The organism is Humitalea rosea (genome assembly GCF_003253705.1).
GTDB classification, from domain to species: Bacteria; Pseudomonadota; Alphaproteobacteria; order Acetobacterales; family Acetobacteraceae; genus Humitalea; species Humitalea rosea.
This window is the reverse complement of sequence record NZ_QKYU01000018.1, coordinates 32,880-49,073: the sequence shown is the minus strand read 5'-3', so window position 1 is coordinate 49,073 and position 16,194 is coordinate 32,880. Positions and strand designations below refer to the sequence as shown.

General features: G+C 69.8%; 18 protein-coding genes. 9 read left to right on the top strand and 9 right to left on the bottom strand.

Annotated elements, in window-relative coordinates; translation table 11 throughout:
* The first annotated feature begins 50 nt into the window (after positions 1 to 50).
* The 7 genes from minC to C8P66_RS24735 all read left to right on the top strand — a co-directional run bounded on the left by minC (position 51) and on the right by C8P66_RS24735 (position 4,876).
* On the top strand, positions 51 to 800 hold the full coding sequence (minC, locus tag C8P66_RS15690) for a septum site-determining protein MinC (protein WP_111399226.1): 750 nt from the start codon (positions 51 to 53) through the stop codon (positions 798 to 800).
* A 25-nt stretch (positions 801 to 825) separates the two neighbouring features.
* Complete coding sequence (gene minD / locus C8P66_RS15685) at positions 826 to 1,644, top strand: septum site-determining protein MinD (protein ID WP_111399225.1); 819 nt, start codon at positions 826 to 828, stop codon at positions 1,642 to 1,644.
* Positions 1,641 to 1,916 (top strand): cell division topological specificity factor MinE, encoded by a 276-nt coding sequence (gene minE, locus C8P66_RS15680; protein WP_111399224.1) that lies wholly within the window; start codon positions 1,641 to 1,643, stop codon positions 1,914 to 1,916. The genes minD and minE overlap by 4 nt, the downstream gene beginning before the upstream one ends.
* Before the next feature lie 90 nt (positions 1,917 to 2,006).
* Positions 2,007 to 2,366, top strand: a complete 360-nt coding sequence (locus tag C8P66_RS15675) for an alpha/beta hydrolase domain-containing protein (RefSeq protein ID WP_111399223.1) — start codon at positions 2,007 to 2,009, stop codon at positions 2,364 to 2,366.
* The gene (locus C8P66_RS15670) at positions 2,363 to 3,241 is read left to right on the top strand and encodes a BKACE family enzyme (RefSeq protein ID WP_111399222.1); all 879 of its coding nucleotides are present in this window, start codon (positions 2,363 to 2,365) and stop codon (positions 3,239 to 3,241) included. Before C8P66_RS15675 ends, C8P66_RS15670 begins: the two co-directional genes overlap by 4 nt.
* Positions 3,238 to 4,026, top strand: coding sequence for an enoyl-CoA hydratase/isomerase family protein (locus C8P66_RS15665; protein ID WP_111399221.1), 789 nt, complete (start codon positions 3,238 to 3,240; stop codon positions 4,024 to 4,026). The genes C8P66_RS15670 and C8P66_RS15665 overlap by 4 nt, the downstream gene beginning before the upstream one ends.
* A 370-nt stretch (positions 4,027 to 4,396) precedes the next feature.
* Entirely contained in the window at positions 4,397 to 4,876 is a 480-nt protein-coding gene (locus C8P66_RS24735; RefSeq protein ID WP_281271354.1) for a cold-shock protein, read from the top strand.
* Positions 4,877 to 4,910: 34 nt separating this feature from the next.
* Here C8P66_RS24735 and C8P66_RS15655 read toward each other — a convergent pair whose 3' ends face one another.
* Positions 4,911 to 5,630, bottom strand: a complete 720-nt coding sequence (locus tag C8P66_RS15655) for a DUF1028 domain-containing protein (RefSeq protein ID WP_111399219.1) — start codon at positions 5,628 to 5,630, stop codon at positions 4,911 to 4,913.
* A gap of 106 nt (positions 5,631 to 5,736) precedes the next feature.
* Here C8P66_RS15655 and C8P66_RS15650 point away from each other — a divergent pair, with 106 nt between their 5' ends.
* Positions 5,737 to 6,189, top strand: coding sequence for a GNAT family N-acetyltransferase (locus C8P66_RS15650; RefSeq protein ID WP_245903578.1), 453 nt, complete (start codon positions 5,737 to 5,739; stop codon positions 6,187 to 6,189).
* Here C8P66_RS15650 and C8P66_RS15645 read toward each other — a convergent pair whose 3' ends face one another.
* Positions 6,190 to 6,894: a haloacid dehalogenase type II gene (locus C8P66_RS15645; protein WP_111399218.1), complete on the bottom strand. Its 705-nt coding sequence runs from the start codon at positions 6,892 to 6,894 to the stop codon at positions 6,190 to 6,192. It abuts the gene before it with no gap.
* A 217-nt stretch (positions 6,895 to 7,111) separates the two neighbouring features.
* Between C8P66_RS15645 and C8P66_RS15640 the strand changes: the two genes are divergently transcribed.
* Positions 7,112 to 8,605 carry a class I adenylate-forming enzyme family protein gene (locus C8P66_RS15640; RefSeq protein ID WP_111399217.1) on the top strand — a complete coding sequence of 498 codons (1,494 nt, stop codon included), beginning with the start codon at positions 7,112 to 7,114 and terminating at the stop codon, positions 8,603 to 8,605.
* On the opposite strand, the gene C8P66_RS15635 is transcribed toward C8P66_RS15640, so the two are convergent.
* The 7 genes from C8P66_RS15635 to C8P66_RS15605 are packed head-to-tail and all read right to left on the bottom strand — an operon-like array spanning position 8,597 to position 16,189.
* Entirely contained in the window at positions 8,597 to 9,556 is a 960-nt protein-coding gene (locus C8P66_RS15635; RefSeq protein ID WP_111399216.1) for a threonine dehydratase, read from the bottom strand. The genes C8P66_RS15640 and C8P66_RS15635 overlap by 9 nt on opposite strands.
* A gap of 11 nt (positions 9,557 to 9,567) precedes the next feature.
* Positions 9,568 to 10,815 (bottom strand): molybdopterin molybdotransferase MoeA, encoded by a 1,248-nt coding sequence (locus tag C8P66_RS15630; RefSeq protein WP_111399215.1) that lies wholly within the window; start codon positions 10,813 to 10,815, stop codon positions 9,568 to 9,570.
* Positions 10,803 to 11,303, bottom strand: coding sequence for a molybdopterin-guanine dinucleotide biosynthesis protein B (mobB, locus tag C8P66_RS15625; protein WP_111399214.1), 501 nt, complete (start codon positions 11,301 to 11,303; stop codon positions 10,803 to 10,805). Before mobB ends, C8P66_RS15630 begins: the two co-directional genes overlap by 13 nt.
* Positions 11,304 to 11,354: 51 nt before the next feature.
* Entirely contained in the window at positions 11,355 to 12,380 is a 1,026-nt protein-coding gene (locus C8P66_RS15620) for a formate dehydrogenase subunit gamma (protein ID WP_245903577.1), read from the bottom strand.
* On the bottom strand, positions 12,380 to 12,976 hold the full coding sequence (gene fdh3B, locus C8P66_RS15615; RefSeq protein WP_111399213.1) for a formate dehydrogenase FDH3 subunit beta: 597 nt from the start codon (positions 12,974 to 12,976) through the stop codon (positions 12,380 to 12,382). Before fdh3B ends, C8P66_RS15620 begins: the two co-directional genes overlap by 1 nt.
* A 14-nt stretch (positions 12,977 to 12,990) precedes the next feature.
* On the bottom strand, positions 12,991 to 15,942 hold the full coding sequence (locus tag C8P66_RS15610; RefSeq protein WP_111399212.1) for a formate dehydrogenase subunit alpha: 2,952 nt from the start codon (positions 15,940 to 15,942) through the stop codon (positions 12,991 to 12,993).
* A 10-nt stretch (positions 15,943 to 15,952) separates the two neighbouring features.
* Positions 15,953 to 16,189, bottom strand: a complete 237-nt coding sequence (locus tag C8P66_RS15605) for a twin-arginine translocation signal domain-containing protein (RefSeq protein WP_111399211.1) — start codon at positions 16,187 to 16,189, stop codon at positions 15,953 to 15,955.
* Between the last annotated feature and the right edge of the window lie 5 nt (positions 16,190 to 16,194).

Below are 16,194 nucleotides of genomic sequence, written 5' to 3'. Positions count from 1 at the left end.
GCTGCTACGGTCCTGGTTTACGCAAGCCCACGGAGCCTCCGCGAATCCGCATGTCTGCCGCCGCCCCGCCTGCCCGTATCGAACCCTTCCGCCTGCGCGGGGCGAATTTCAACCTTCTGGTGCTCCGCCTGCTTGACCCGCGGGTGGAGGTGGTGGTGCCGGCGATCGGCGATCAGTTCCGCCGCGCCCCGGGCATGCTGCGCCATGCGCCGGTGGTGATCGGGCTGGATGATCTGGCGGTGCGGCCTGATGAGGTGGATTTCGCCGCCCTGGTCGCGGGCCTGCGGGAGCACGCCATCCTGCCGATCGGCACCAGCGGTGGCAGCGCCGAGATGCGGGCGGCGGCACAGAGTGCCGGCCTCGCCCCCCTTCGTGGCGCCGGGCACGACACAGCCCCGCCGATCGCCGTCCCGGTGGTGGCCGAGCCAGCTCCTGTGGCGCCCCCGCCCGAGTCGAGCATCACCCCCGCGCGTCCGACCATGTTCGTGGACCAGCCGGTCCGCGCCGGGCAGCGCATCTGGGCGCAGGGGGCGGACCTCGTCATCAACGGCACGGTGAACCCGGGGGCCGAGGTGATCGCCGACGGCAGCCTGCACGTCTACGGCGCGCTGCGCGGCCGGGCGATCGCGGGCGGCTCGGACAACATGCAGGCGCGGGTCTTCGCGCTGCAATTCGATCCGGAACTGGTTTCGATCGCGGGCTACTACGCGGTCCGCGACGGCTATGGCGATGCCCCCATGGGGCGCGCGGTCCAGGTGCGTCTGGTCGGTGAGACCATGCGCTTCGACCGCATCGGCTGACATTCAAAAACAGGAGGGCTTGGGCATGGCGCAGGTCGTGACCGTCACATCGGGCAAGGGCGGCGTTGGCAAGACGACGTCCTCGGCCGCGTTTTCCACCGGCCTCGCGCAGCGCGGCAAGAAGGTCGTCGTCATCGATTTTGACGTCGGCCTCAGGAACCTTGACCTGATCATGGGGGTCGAGCGCCGTGTCGTCTTCGACATCGTGAACGTCATCCAGGGCGAGGCCCGGCTGAACCAGGCGCTGATCCGCGACAAGCGGGTCGAGACCCTGGCCATCCTCCCCGCCAGCCAGACGCGGGACAAGGACGCGCTGAACAAGGAAGGCGTGGCCAAGATCATCGAGGAGCTGTCGAAGGAATTCGACTACATCATCTGCGACAGCCCCGCCGGCATCGAGAAAGGCGCGCTGCTCGCGCTCTATTTCGCCGACAGCGCGATCGTGGTGACGAACCCCGAAGTCTCCTCCGTGCGTGACAGCGACCGCATCCTTGGCGTCATCCAGTCCAAGTCCAAGCGCGCGGAAGACAACCGCGAGCCGGTGCGCGAGCATCTGCTGGTCACCCGCTACGACCCCATCCGCGTCGCCAAGGGCGAGATGCTGAAGCTTGAGGATGTGCAGGCGATTCTCGCCGTGCCGCTGCTGGGCGTGATCCCGGAGAGCGAGGCGGTGCTGAAGGCTTCCAATGCCGGCACGCCGGTGATCCTGGATGCGGAGACCTCGGCGGCGCAGGCCTATGCCGATGCCGTCTCCCGCTTCCTTGGCGAAGACAAGCCGATGCGCTTCGTCGAAGCCGAAAAGAAGGGCATCTTCGGGCGGCTGTTCGGTGGGAGGGCGGCATGAGCTGGCTCAACTTCTTTCGCGGCAAGGCCGAGCCCGCCTCGGCCGATATCGCGCGCGACCGGTTGACGATGATCGTCGCGACCGGCGGCAATCGCCGCAATGGCGATGATTTCCTGCCGCGTATGCAGAAGGACCTGATGGAGGTCGTGCTGCGCTACGTGAACGTCGATCCGTCCAAGGTGAAGATCTCGACCGAGCGCGGCGCGGATCTGTCCACCTTGGCGATCGAGGTTGAGCTGCCGCCGGTGAAAGAGGTCCGCCGCGCCGGCTGACGCCGGGGCCCGCGCGCTGGACGTGTAACGGCGCCCCGCGCATCCTTCGCGGGACTTCGCGAAAGGGGGGCGCATGCAACGGATTGTCCTTTGGACCACCGGCCACATGGCCCCCTCCGGCTGGTGCCGGCGGTGGATGCCGATGGCAATGAGCGTGCGGGGGTGCGGCTGCCGAATATCGCCGTGCCGCTCGGCATCTATACCGGCGGGAACCTGTACCGGGCCGATGCGAGCCGTGCCGATGCGAGCCGTGCCGTTGCCCTGGCCCGCGAACCCTGCGACCGCGAGGGCAGCTTCATCCCCTTCGCGCGCACCGCCGCCGAAGGCGATGCGGCCGCTCCCCGCCCAGCGGTGACGGAGCGATTCGCGACCCGCCGCCTATGTGCGCGGGGCGGAAGCCATGGGCACACTGTGGCGCTGAACCAAGCAAGAAAGGTCCCCGAAGGATGAGCCGTCCCGTCATCATCACCGCCGCCCTGACCGGCGGCGCCGACAGCACCGGCGCCAGCCCGCATGTGCCAATCACCCCGGCCCAGATCGCCGCCGAGGCCCTCGCCGCCCATGCCGCAGGCGCGGCCATCGTGCATATCCACGTGCGCGACCCGGTGACGGGTAAGCCCTCGCGCGAACTCGGCCTGTACCGCGAGACGGTGGCCCGCATCCGCGAGGCCGGCACTGAGGTGCTGATCAACCTGACCACCGGCTCCGGCGCCCGCTACACGCCGAACGACGAGGACATGAGCCGCGTCGGCCCCGGCACCACCATGGCCACCCCCGAGAATCGCGTGGAGCATGTGCTGGAGCTTCTGCCGGACATCTGCTCGCTCGACATCGCGACGATGAATTTCGGCGCGCATGCCTTCGTCAACGTCCCCGGCCATCTGGAACGCATGGCGAAGATGATCCGCGACGCTGGCGTGAAGCCGGAGTTGGAGGTGTTCGACCTCGGCCACGCCTGGCTCGCCGCCTCCATGGCCGAGAAGGGCTGCTTTGCCGGCACCCCCTGGTTCCAGCTCTGCACCGGCATCCCCTGGGGCGCGCCGGCAACCACGCAGGCGATGCTCGCCATCCTCGGCGTGCTGCCCAAGGACGCGCTCTGGTCCGGTTTCGGCATCAGCCGCCAGCAATTCCCCATGGTGGCCCAGGCGACCATCCTCGGCGGCCACGTGCGGGTCGGGCTGGAGGACAACCTCTACCTCGCCCGAGGCCAGCTCGCGCCGGGCAATGCCTCGCTGGTGGACCGCGCCGCGGTGATCATCCGAGCCCTGGGCTCGGAGGTGGCGACACCGGCCGAAGCGCGCCAGATCCTGGGAATCGCCGCATGAGCGAGGTGCTTGTCAGCCGCGAGGGCGCCGTCGTCACCGCGACGCTGAACCGCCCGGCGCGGCGCAATGCCATGAGCGCCGCGCTGGTCGCGGCGCTGGATGCGCTGCTGGCCGATCTGGCTGCCGACCCCACGGCCCGGGTGCTGGTGCTGACCGGGGCGGGCGGGCATTTCTGCGCGGGGCTGGACCTCGGCGAGGTCGGGGACGCGAGCGGGGATGCCGCAACGCGGCTCGCCGCCCAGCTTGCCCGCAACCGGCGGACGGGCGAGCGCTTCGCCGCCCTCTCCGCCCTGCCGCAGGTGGTGATCGCGCGGATCGAGGGCAGCGCCCATGCGGGCGGCCTCGGCTTCGTCTGCGGCGCGGATATCGCCATCGCCTCGGCCGATGCCCGCTTCGCGGCACCCGAAACCCGGCGCGGGCTGGTGCCGGCGCAGATCCTGCCCTGGATGGTCCGCCGCATGGGCCGCGCCGCCGCGACGCGCATGGTGCTGGAGGGCCGGACCCTGACGGCGCCAGAGGCCGCCGCGGTGGGGCTGGTGCATCAGGTGGTGGCCGATGCCGCGGCGCTGGACGCCGCCGTCGCGGCCAGCATCGCCGAGATCCTGCAAGGCTCGCCCCTGGCGCTGGCGGAGACCAAGCGGCTGCTGGCGGCGCTGGGGCCGGTCGCCCCCGCGGGCTATGCCGAAGCCGGTGCGGCAGCCTTCAGCGCCTGCGCCACCGGGCCGGAGGCCAAGGAGGGCATCCTCGCCTTCCAGCAAAAGCGCAAACCGAGCTGGGCGCGTTGATCATCGTGCAAATAGCGCGACAAGCGTCGGAAGAATCAGCCGAAATGCTGCTCGAGACGTGATGTGCTGTTGCGGACCCCCCCCGAGGCCGTATATCGGCCTTGCACATGTTTGGCGTCTGGCCGGACATGCGACAGACAAAGGGCCGGTTGACCCGATCGGCCGCGGACACCCTTAGGGACATAGGCAAGGCAAGGACATGGCGAGCACTGGAGGCGGGCGTTCCCGCAGACCCCGCGGTAGGGGCGGCTTCGATGACGACAACTTCTCCGATGGGGGCGTGTGGACCCCGCCGACCCCGTCCTTCGCCGATGCCGGAGCGCCACGGCGTCCGTCGCCTTTTGCGACGGGCCCCGAGGTCAAGGCGGTGGTGAAGTGGTTTAACCCCGAAAAGGGCTTTGGCTTCGTCGAGGTCGATGGTGGCGGGGGCGATGCCTTCCTGCATGCCAGTGCCCTGGAACGGGCCGGCGCCAAGGCCGTGAATCCCGGTGCCAAGCTGACCGTTCGCGTCGGCCCTGGTCAAAAGGGTCTGCAGGTCACTGAGGTTCTGGACATTGCGGATGCGGAACCCGGCTTCGCGCCGGCCGCCCCCCCGCGTGCCCCGCGCCAGGAATTCCGTGGCGGCCCGCCGCCGACCGGTGGCGAGGACATGCGCGCCACCGTGAAGTGGTACAGCGCCGAGAAGGGCTTTGGCTTCGTGACGCCGGAAAGCGGCGGCAAGGATGTCTTTGTCCATGCGACGGCGCTTGAGCGTAGCGGCGTGGCCTCCCTGGCCGAAGGCCAGGTGGTCACCGTCCGCGTCGTTCAGGGCAAGAAGGGCCCCGAAGCCGCCAGCGTCGCCGACGCCTGAGCAGTACGACTGGGGCCGCCCTTCGGGGTGGCCCCTATCGCTTGAAGCGGAGGGGTAGGCCCTTCCGGATCCAATCCGCCTCCAACTCGTCCAGATCGGTGACGCCCGACGGTCTTGCCTTGCTCGGCGACCGCTCCATCCCCGGCTCCCGCTGCACGCGCCAGACACCCAGCAGACGCTGCAACTCCTCGACCGGGCCGGTATGGTCATCGACGCGCAGGTCGATGTCAGGAAAATCCTCGGTCGTCGTCAGCACCAGCGCCGCGGATTGCCGCCCGCGCCGGTCCCCGCCCGCCGCCTCCCCCGCCAGCATCGCCGCGACCAGCCGTTCCGGCAGCGGCAGCCCGTCCATGGTGGCGAAGGCCGCGACCGTGTCGGCGAGCGTCGCCGGCCCCGACAGCATGTTTCCCGCGACGCTGAAGTCATGGCCACGATGGTCGCCTGCCCAATCGACGCAGTTCCGCCCGGTCCAGGCGGCGGTGCGGCCGTGCCGGTCGATGGCGTGGACCTGGCGCAGGTGCCGCCCCTCGTCGCCTGACAGCGCCCCCTCGATCGCCGCCGCCGGGGCGAGCCCCCGCGCCAGCCCGTCCAGCACGGCCGGGCCGAGGTAGCGGTTGGTCATCGACTGGGTCGACACCGCGCCCACCCCGGCGCGGAGGTAGGGGCAGGAGGCGCCCACCGCCAGATTGGCCGTGGCGATGGCGACGGCGAAGGCACCGGTCGCGGGGTCTCGTGCAATGATCGACCAGGTCATGCGGCGATGCCTCCCTTGGCGTGCCTCTGCGCCGTGAGTGTTGCGAAACGAGGAGGCCGATGGCACGAGACGACGAATTTCCGATGGCGACAAGAATGCCCCCAGCGTGAGCCCGCCGATCCGCCGCGCCCGCCCCGACGAAGCCGCCGCCTGCACCACGGTGATCGCCGCCGCCTTCACCCCCTGGATCGCCGTCATCGGCCGCATCCCCGGGCCGATGGCGGATGATCCCGTCGCCCGGATCGCGGCCGGGCAGTGCTGGGTGCTGCCAGGAGACGGCGGGCTCGCCGGCGTGCTGGTGCTGGAGGAAAAGGACGGCGACCTCTGGCTGGATACCGTCGCGGTGCTGCCCGATCTGACCGGCCAGGGCCTCGGCCGGCGGCTGATCGCCTTCGCCGAGGCCGAGGCGCGGACCCGCGGGCATGCTCGGCTGCGGCTCTACACCCACGTGCTGATGGCGGCGAACCGGCGGCTCTACGCCCGTCTCGGCTATGCCGAAACGGGCTACGTCACCCAGGACGGCTTCGAACGAGTGGTGATGGAGAAGCCGCTCGGCTGATCAGCAGCCGAGCGCGGTCGCCAGCGCGCCGAAATCCGTCGCGACCTGGTCCCACTCCTGTTCGGCGCGCAGGTCGATCGTCTGGCCGGGCCCCTTCTCGGTCGGCCGCGCGACGAAGGCGGTGCCGAAGCCGCAGGCCCGCGCCGCCGCCAGATCCTTGTTGTGCGCGGCGACCAGCATGCATTCGCCGGGCGACAGGCCCAGCACCTCAGCGGTGCGCAGATAGGCCTGGGGCGTCGGCTTGAAGGCCTGGGAGACCTCCGAGCCCAGGATGGCATCCCAGGGCAACCCGGCGCGCTTGGCCATGTTCAGCATCAGCGCGATGTTGCCGTTGGACAGGGGTGCCAGGATGAAGCGGGTCCTCAGCCGCGTCAGCCCCGCCACCACATCCGGCCAGGGGTCGAGCCGATGCCAGGCGGTGTTCAGCGTGATCATCACCGGCTCGGGCACATCGACGATGCCATGGCGCGCCAGCAGCGTCTCCAGATTCTCCCGGTGCAGCACGTCGAGCCGGGTGAAGGGGCGCCGCCCGCTGCGGACCTCCTCCATCGCCGGCTGGTATCCCGCGCGCCAGGCATCGGCGAAGGCATGGGGATCGATATCGCCCCGGCCGAGGGCGGCCAGGATCGGCGCCGCCTCGCGCGCCACGCCGTTGCGCCAGTCCACGACCGTCCCGAAGACGTCGAACAGCAGGGCGCGGGTCATGCGCGGCGCGTCCCGCAGGGGAGCTGAAATCGGGCGGGTAGGCTGAGATGGAGCATGGGACGTCCTCGGGCCATTCTTGCGCCGCGGCTGGTCTGCGTGGCGATTGCCCCTAGCCTGCGTCGGCACGGGCGGCCCGCCAAGCCCCTCCCTTGCGCGCGCAAAGGGCTGGACAGGGTTCCGGGCCTCCGCGACCGTGCCCTGAGGAGGATCCCAGGCGATGATGCAATCGGAGGAGATCGCGGCCCTGCTCGCGGCCCTGCCACGCCGATGCGCCGACGTCATCGCCCCGCATGCCGGCCGCGATGAAGATGCACTGATCGGCGATACCGCCAGCCTGACCTGGCCGGAGTTGTCCCGTGCGGTGGAGGCGGCCGCCCAGGATCTGCGTGCGCTCGGCGTGCGGGGCGGCGATCGGGTGCTGATCCTGGGCGAAAACGAGCCGGCGATGGCCGTGCTGCTGCTGGCCTGCGGGCGCATCGACGCCTGGGCGATCCCGGCCAATGCCCGGCTGACGCCCGCCGAGGTCGCGGGCATCCACGACCATGCCGGGGTGCGGGTCAGCCTCTATTGCACCGCCTGCAGCCCCGCCGCCGCCGCCCATGCCGGGGAGGCGACGCCTTGGGGCAGCATGGCCGGGGTCATGGTTTCGGCGGTGGAGGCCGATTCGGTGCCCGAGCCGGTCCATGACGACCCCGCGCTGCAATGCGCGGCGCTGATCTACACCTCCGGCACCACGGGCCGGCCCAAGGGGGTGATGCTGTCGCATCGCTCGCTGCTCTTCATGGCGGAGATGGGGGTGCGGGTGCGCGGCTGGCGCGCCGATGACGTGATGTATGGCGTGCTGCCGATGAGCCACGTCTTCGGCCTCGCCAACATGCTGCTGGGCGGGCTGGTGGCGGGGGCGAGCCTGCGCCTCGTCCCGCGCTTCGATCCCGCCGCGATGCTGGCGGCGATCGAGGATGGTGTCTCGGTCATCCAGGGCGTGCCCGCCATCTTCGCGCGGCTGCTGGCCCATGTCCGCGCCGAGGGCCGGCTGCCCTTCGCGCCCCGGCTGCGGGTGCTGTCGAGCGGCGGCTCGCCGATGGACCCGGCGGTACAGCATGGGCTGCGCCGGGTCTTCGGCCTGCTGCCGCACAATGGCTACGGGCTGACCGAGGCCGGGCCGACCATCAGCCAGACGCGGGTGCCGCAGGACGACCTCTCCACCGGCCCGATCATGGCCGGCGTGGAGGCCCGCATCGCGGCGGATGGGGAGATCGAGGCGCGCGGCCCCGGCATCATGCTCGGCTACTACCGCGACCCGGCGGCGACGGCCGCCGCCTTCACCGAGGATGGCTTCCTGCGCACCGGCGACCTGGGGCGGATCGACGAGCAGGGGCGGCTCTGGCTGATCGGACGGTCGCGCGAACTCATCATCCGCAGCGGCTTCAACGTGCACCCCGCCGAGGTGGAGGGCGCCATCGCGACCCATCCCGCGATCGTCCAGGTCGCCGTGGTCGGCCGCCCGGCGGCGGAGGGCAACGAGGAGGTCGTCGCCTTCTACACCGCCCAGGGCGAGGTGGATGAGGCAAGCCTTGTCGCCCACACCGCCCAGAAGCTCGCCCCCTACAAGCGCCCGACGCGCTGGATACGGCTGGAGAGCCTGCCCGCCAGCGGCGCGGGGAAGGTGCTGAAGCACCGGCTGGCCAGCATGGCGCGGCTGCTACCCTGAGGCCATCACCCAGTCGCGGAACAGCGCGAGGTCGATATTGCCGCCGCAGAGGATGACGCCGACGCGGCGCCCGGCCATCGCCGCACGCTCCTGCATCAGCGCCGCCAGCGGGGCGGCGCCGGCGCCCTCGGCAAGGTTGTGGGTATCGGTCCAATAGGTGCGGATGGCGGTCGCGACCTCGGCATCCGCCACCTGGACGATGCGGGCCACGCCCTTGCGGATCATCTCGAAGGCATCCGGGTCCGGCACCCGCGTGGCCATGCCATCGGCCAGCGTATCGGCGGCGGCGGTGGAGACGACCCGCCCGGCGGCCAGGGACAGCGCATAGGCGGGCGCGCCCACGGATTGGACCCCGACGATCTCGGTCTTCAACCCCAGATGGTCCCGCGCCGCGATGCAGCCGCAGCAGCCCGAGCCCTGGCCGATCGGGACATAGAGCGTGTGCAGATCCGGCACCGCGGTCAGCAGCTCCGTCGCATAGGTCGAAACCCCGAGCACCAGGTCGCGATGGAAGGAGGGGACCATCTCCAGCCCGCCTTGCTCGGCCAGCCGCCCGGCTTCCAGGCGCGCGGCCTCGAAATCCTCGCCATGCTCGATCAGCCGCGCGCCCTGGGCCTGCATGGCCGCATTCTTCTCGACGGAATTGCCGCGCGGCACCACGATTGTCACCGGCACGCCATGGCGGGCACCGGCGTAGGCGAGGCTCTGGCCATGGTTGCCGCGCGTGGCGGAAATCAGCCCCGCGACCTGCGGCCGTTCGCGCACCAGGCGATCCAGATAGACCAGCCCGCCCCGCACCTTGAAGGCGCCGGTGGGGGTGTGGTTCTCATGCTTGACCCAGACCTCGACACCCAGGCGCGAGGCCAGCAACGGCCAGTCGTATTGCGGTGTCGGCGGCATCGCGCGCGCGACGATGGCGCGGGCGGCGGCGTGGTCATCGGCGGTGAACATGGGCGGCAGCCTCAGAACAATGCGGCGAAGGGCAGGATCTTCAGGACATCGCCCGGGGCGACGGCGGTCGCCTCCTCCGGCAGTTCGGCAAAGCCATCCGATTCGGTGAGCGAGGTCAGCAGCCCCGCCCCGTCGCGCGCGAAGCGGCTGGCAATGAGCCGCGCGCCATCCTCGCGCAACGCGACGCGCACGTATTCGCGCCGCCCTTCCTTCTTGCGATAGGCGAAATCCGCCACCGCCGGCAGCCGCAGCAGCGGCCTGGGCGCCGCCGCCGCGAGGCGCAGGACCAAAGGCCGCGCCAGATGCAGGAAGGTGACGATGGCCGCGACCGGATTGCCCGGCAGCCCAACGACAGGCGTGCCGGCCACCACGCCCATGGCGGCGGGGCGGCCGGGCTTCACGGCGAGGCGCCAGAAGACGAGCGTGCCTGCGCCCTCGATCGCGGCGCGGACGTGGTCTTCCTCCCCGGCGCTGACGCCGCCGGTGGTCAGCAGCAGGTCGAAGGCGCCAGCCGCGGCGGTCAGGGCGGCGACCGTCGCCTCGGCGCGGTCGGGCAGGATGCCGAGGTCCTGCGCCTCGACCGGCAGCCGCGCCAGCAGCGCCAACAGCATAAATCGGTTGCTGTCATAGGTGCTGGCGGGGCCAAGCACCGTCCCCGGTTCGGCCAGCTCATCGCCGGTGGAGAAGACCCCGACCCGCACCCTGCGCGTCACCGGCAGGCGCGCGAAGCCGAGGGCGGCCGCCAGGGCAACCTCGGCCGGGCCGAGCCGCCGCCCGGCGAGAAGGGCCGTGGCACCGAGCGGCACATCCTCGCCGGCGGCGCGGGCATTGGCGCCGGGCTTCAGCCCAGGCGGCACCAGCACGCCCGTGCCGTTGAGGGCGGCATCCTCCTGCATCACGACGGTATCGGCGCCGGGCGGCATCGGCGCCCCGGTGAAGACGCGTGCGGCGGTCCCGGGCGGCAGCGCCTCGGCAACCTGGCCTGCCGCGATGCGGGCCACCACCGGCAGGCGCGTCGGCTGGCCTGGGATCAAGGCGGCATGGGCGAAGGCATAGCCATCGACGGCGCTGTTGCCGAAGGGGGGCAGCGGGTTGGGCGCGACCAGGGACACTGCCAGCACGCGGCCCAGGGCCTCGGCCAGCGGCAGGCTTTCGGCCTCTGCCAAGGGCGGCACGCGCTCGGCGATCAGCGCCGCCGCCTGGTCCACCGTCAGCAGCGGGCCGCCGAAGGCGAAGCAGTCATCGGTCAGCTGGGCCATGGCACCGCATGCTCCAGAACCAGTGCGGCAATGGCCGCGACATCATCAAGTTCGGCGAAGGGCAGTCCCACCTCGGGCCTGGTATCGGCCGCGATGGCGCGGATCATCGGGTCGTCGGGATACTGCCAGGGCTTGCCATTGGCGGCCCGGAACACCTCGATCTTCGGATGGGCGCCGCGCTTGAAGCCCTCGATGATGACCAGATCGACCGGGTCCAGACGCGCCAGCAGGCTATCGACCGAGGGCTCCGGCGCGCCGCGATGCTCGGTCATCAGCGCCCAGCGGTTGACCGAGGACACCAGTACCTGCCGCGCGCCCGCCTGCCGGTGGATGTGGCTGTCCTTGCCGGGCTGGTCCACGTCAAAGGCGTGGTGGGCATGCTTGAGGGTGGAGACACCCACCCCTTGCCGGCCGAGTTCGGGAATAAGGCGGGAGAGGAGCGTGGTCTTGCCCGCCCCGCTCCAGCCGGCAAGGCCGATCAGGCGCATCACTCTGCCTTCGTGGGAAGGACGGCCCCGGCGCTGCCGGGGCCGGTCCGGTCAATCGGCGCCGGCAGGCTTGGCCGTGCCGTCAATGGTGCTGCGGGCACGGACCACTTCCTTCTCGACCCAGAGGGAGTGATGCGCCCGGGCCCAATTGTAGTCCACCTGCCCGGTGCCCATCGCATCGAAGGCGCCTTCCATGCCGATGGTGCCGATGTAGATGTGCCCGAGCATCGCCGCGATCATCAGCACCGCCAGGATGCCATGAACGATGAGCGCCAGTTGCATGCCCTGCATCCCGGTGAAGAAAAACGGGAAGATCAGCAAATAGCCCGATGCCGCGACCAGCCCGCCGCCCAGCACCGTGATCCAGAAGATCATCTTCTGGCCGGCGTTGAAGCGGTCGGCCGGGGGATGCCCATGGCCGATGATGCCGCCGCCGGCCCGCAGCCAGGCGACATCCAGCGCGTTCGGGATGTTGTCCCGTATCCACAGCAGGAACATCACGACGATGCCGAGCGCGAAGGGGAAGGACAGATAGTTATGCGCGATCTTCCCCAGCTGGGTCGCCTCGGCGAAGATCTCGGGGCCGAACAGCGGCAGCAGCAGGTAGCGGCCGAAGGTGATGTTCAGCCCCGACAGGGCCAGGATGATGAAGGTCGAGGCCGTCATCCAATGGTTGGCGCGCTCGAACCAGTTGAAGCGCTGGATGGTGCGGCCGGACGGCCCGCCCTCCATCCGGATCTTCCCGCGCGCGAGGTAGAAGATCACCAGCAGCGCCAGCATGCCGAGCACGGCGATCCCGCCAATCCAGCCCAGGGTGACGTTGTGGAATTCCCGCCACTCGCGCCCTTCGGGCTGGATGAGATTGGCGGCGCGGCTGTCGGGGATGGTGATGCGGCCGCGGATGATGTCCCCACGCAAGGTCGCCTGGAGTTCCATCTCCGAGGCGCTGATGTTGCCGCGCGCGGCATCGGTCACCGGCTGGGCCAGCACGGGGAGCACCAGCACGGGGACCACCAGCACGGGTCCGGCCGCGAGCATCAGCATCGCGGCAAGGACGAACCTGAGGGGCGCGCGCATCAGACGCTCACATCCTGGCGGTAGGCGGTGCGCCACCCCCAGGCCCCGGAGCCATAGCCGCGCTTCTGCACCCGTTCGCGGTAGATGCTGGCGATGATGTCGCCATCGCCGGCGAGCAACGCCTTGGTCGAGCACATCTCGGCGCAGAGCGGCAGCTTGCCCTCGGCGATACGGTTGGCGCCGTACTGGATGTATTCCGCCTGGCTATTGTCGGCCTGCGGGCCGCCGGCGCAGTAGGTGCATTTGTCCATCTTGCCACGGCCACCGAAGTTGCCGACGCGCGGATACTGCGGCGCGCCGAATGGGCAGGCGTAGAAGCAGTAGCCGCAGCCGATGCACAGATCCTTGTCGTGCAGCACGATCGCATCCGCGGTCGTGTAGAAGCACGAGGTCGGGCAGACCGCCGCACAGGGCGCGTCGGTGCAATGCATGCAGGCCATCGAGATCGAACGCTCCCCCGGCCGGCCATCATTGATGGTGACGACGCGGCGGCGGTTGATGCCCCAGGGCACCTCGTTCTCGTTCTTGCAGGCGGTGACGCAGGCGTTGCATTCGATGCAGCGATCCGCGTCGCAGAGGAATTTCATGCGAGCCATGTTGGTAAGCTCCCTCAGACCGCAGCGCGGATTTGGCAGATCGTGACCTTGGTTTCCTGCATGAAGGTCACCGGGTCATAGCCATAGGTCGTGACCGTATTCGCACTTTCGCCGAGCACGATGGGATCGGTGCCCGGCGGATACTTGCTCCGCTGGTCCTCCCCCATGAAGTAGCCGGCGAAGTGGAAGGGCATGAAGGCGACCCCGGTGCCGACACGGTCGGTGACCAGCGCCTTCACGCGGATCCAGCGCCCCTGCGGCATTTCCGGCCCGGCAACCTGCACCCAGGCACCGTCCTTGATGTTGCGGGATGCGGCGTCGGCGGTGCTGATCTCGATGAACATGTCCTGCTGCAACTCGGCCAGCCAGCGGTTGGACCGGGTCTCCTCGCCGCCGCCCTCATATTCGACCAGGCGGCCGGAGGTGAGGATCAACGGGAAGTTGGCCGCGACCTGCGGGCTGCGCGCCTGCACCGACTGCCCCAGATGCGGCAGGCGGAAGCCGCGCCGGTCGGGCAGCGTCGGGTATTGCGCGATCAGGTCGTTGCGCGGGGTGTAGATCGGCTCGCGATGCACCGGCACCGGGTCGGGCAGGTTCCAGGCATTCGCCCGGGCCTTGCCGTTGCCATAGGGGATGCAGCCGTGTTCCAGCGCGACGCGGGTGACGCCGCCCGAAAGATCGGTCGCCCAGGAGGCGCTGCCGCCCTGGCGCGCGATCTGCGCCTTCTCCTCGGCGGTCAGATCATCGAACCAGCCAAGGCGCTGGAGCACCGCGGTGGTGAATTCGGGGTAGCCATCCTCGATGTCCGAGCCCTTGGTCCAGGAGCCCTGGGCCAGCAGCGTCTCGCCGTTCCGTTCGACGCCGAAGCGGGCGCGGAAGGTGCCGCCGCCATCCTTCACATGCAGGCTGGTGTTGTAGAGCAGATGCGTGCCGGGGTGCTTCTGCTCGGGCGTGCCCCAGCAGGGCCAGGGCAGGCCATAGACCTCGTTCGCGACCTCGGAGCCTGCGGCGCCGCGCAGGGTGACCAGGTCGAACTTGTCCTGGTTCGCCATGTGCTGGCGCAGGCGCTCCGGCGACTGGCCAGTGTAGCCCGTGCTCCAGCAGCCGCGGTTGATCTCGCGCAGGATGCTTTCGGAGGTCGGCGCGTTGTTCTTGATCTCGAACAGCTTGAACACCTCCGCCTGCATGCGGAAGGTCATGCTGCGCTTCTCAGCGGCCGCGTCGATGGCGGCGGAGAGGCGGTACATCGCCTCATAGTCGCTCTTGGATTCGAAGACCGGCTCCACGACCTTCTCGCCCCATTGGAGCGAACGGTTGGAGGCGGTGCGGCTGCCTGAGGTTTCGAACTGCGAGCAGATCGGCAGCAGATAGGTGTTGTCGCGCCGGTTCGAGAGGGCGGCGAAGGTCGTCGGATGCGGGTCGGCGACGACCAGCAGATCCAGCGCCTCCAGCCCCTTCACCGCTTCGGGCATGCGCGTGACGGTGTTGCCGCCATGGCCGAAGACCACCATCCCCTTCAGCGAATCCCGCTGCTGCACATAGTTCTCGCTGCCGGCCGGGCGGGCGCCGAGGCCCGGCATCTGCACCGCATCGAAATACCGCGTGGTCGGGATGCCCGGCATCTCCATCATCGCCGGGCTGTCGAAGCGCGCGACCATGCTTTCGTAGGTCACATCCCAGACGCGCGACCAGTGCCGCCAGGCATTGGCGTCCAGCCCGTAGTAGCCGGGCAGCGAAGTGACATCGAGCCCGAAGTCTGTCGCCCCCTGCACATTGCAATGGCCGCGGAAGATGTTGGCACCCGTCCCCGCCGCGCCGACATTGCCGGTGGCGAGCAGCAGGATGCAGAAGGCGCGCACATTCGCGGTGCCGACGGTCTTCTGCGTGGCACCCATGCACCAGATGAGCGTCGAAGGCTTCTGGGTCGCGAAGGTCTGCGCGACACTCTTCATCTGCGCCTCGGGCACGCCGGCGACGCGCTCGACCTCGGCCGGGGTCCATTTGGCGGTCTCGGCACGGATGTCATCCATGCCGTAGACCCGCTGGTTGATGAACTCCTTGTCTTCCCAGCCATTGGCGAAGATGTGGTAGAGCAGGCCCCAGATGATGGGGATGTCGGTGCCCGGCCGGATCCGCACGAATTCGGTCGCATGCGCCGCCGTCCGCGTGAACCGCGGGTCGATGACGATCATGTTGGCGTTCTGCTGCTCCTTGCCCGCGAGCAGATGCTGCAAGGACACCGGATGCGCTTCCGCCGGATTGCCGCCCATGATGATCATGGTCTTGGCATTGCGGATGTCGTTGTAGGAGTTCGTCATCGCGCCATAGCCCCAGGTGTTGGCCACACCCGCGACAGTGGTCGAATGGCAGATGCGCGCCTGGTGATCGACCGAATTGGTCCCCCAGAACGCCGCCATCTTGCGATAGAGATAGGCACCCTCATTGCTGAACTTGGCGCTGCCGAGCCAGAACACGCTGTCCGGCCCGCTCTTCTGGCGGATCGCCATCAGCTTGTCGCCGACCTCGGCCAGCGCCGCGTCCCAGCTCATGCGCTGCCACTGCCCGCCGACCAGCTTCATCGGGTATTTGATGCGGCGGTCGCCATGGACCAGTTCGCGGACCGAGGCGCCCTTGGCGCAATGGGTGCCGCGGTTGATCGGGCTTTCGTAGGCGGGCTCCTGCCCGACCCAGACGCCGTTCTGCACTTCGGCGATCACCGTGCAGCCCACCGAGCAATGGGTGCAGATGTTCTTCACCCGCGTGATCGGCAGCGCGAAATTGGTCGGCCCGGCATGGGCCTGACGCACGGTGGAGAGCGGGATGGCGCCGAGGCCGGCCAGCACGCCGCCGGCGACGCCGGCCTGCTTGAGGAAGGAGCGGCGATCGAGCCCGCCGGAGGACAGGCCCTCATAGGCATTCGCGAGGCGCTGCCGGGCAGCGGTGCGATCGGAGCGTTTGATCAGCATGGGTCCGGCCTCAGTAGCGGTTGGTGCGATAATAGGTCGCGACGTGCTCGGTCTCGCGATACCGGGCCTTCAGCCGGTCGTCCCGGTTTTCCTTGGCGACCGGCACGCCGGCGGACACCGCGTCGGCGCGATCATAGCCCGGGAGGTTGGCGGCCTGGGCCGCCGCGGCAGTGCTCGCGGCCGCGGCCGCGCCAATCCCAAGGGTCTTGAGGAAGCCGCGCCGTTCGGAGGTCGTGTCATCGGCCATGGTGA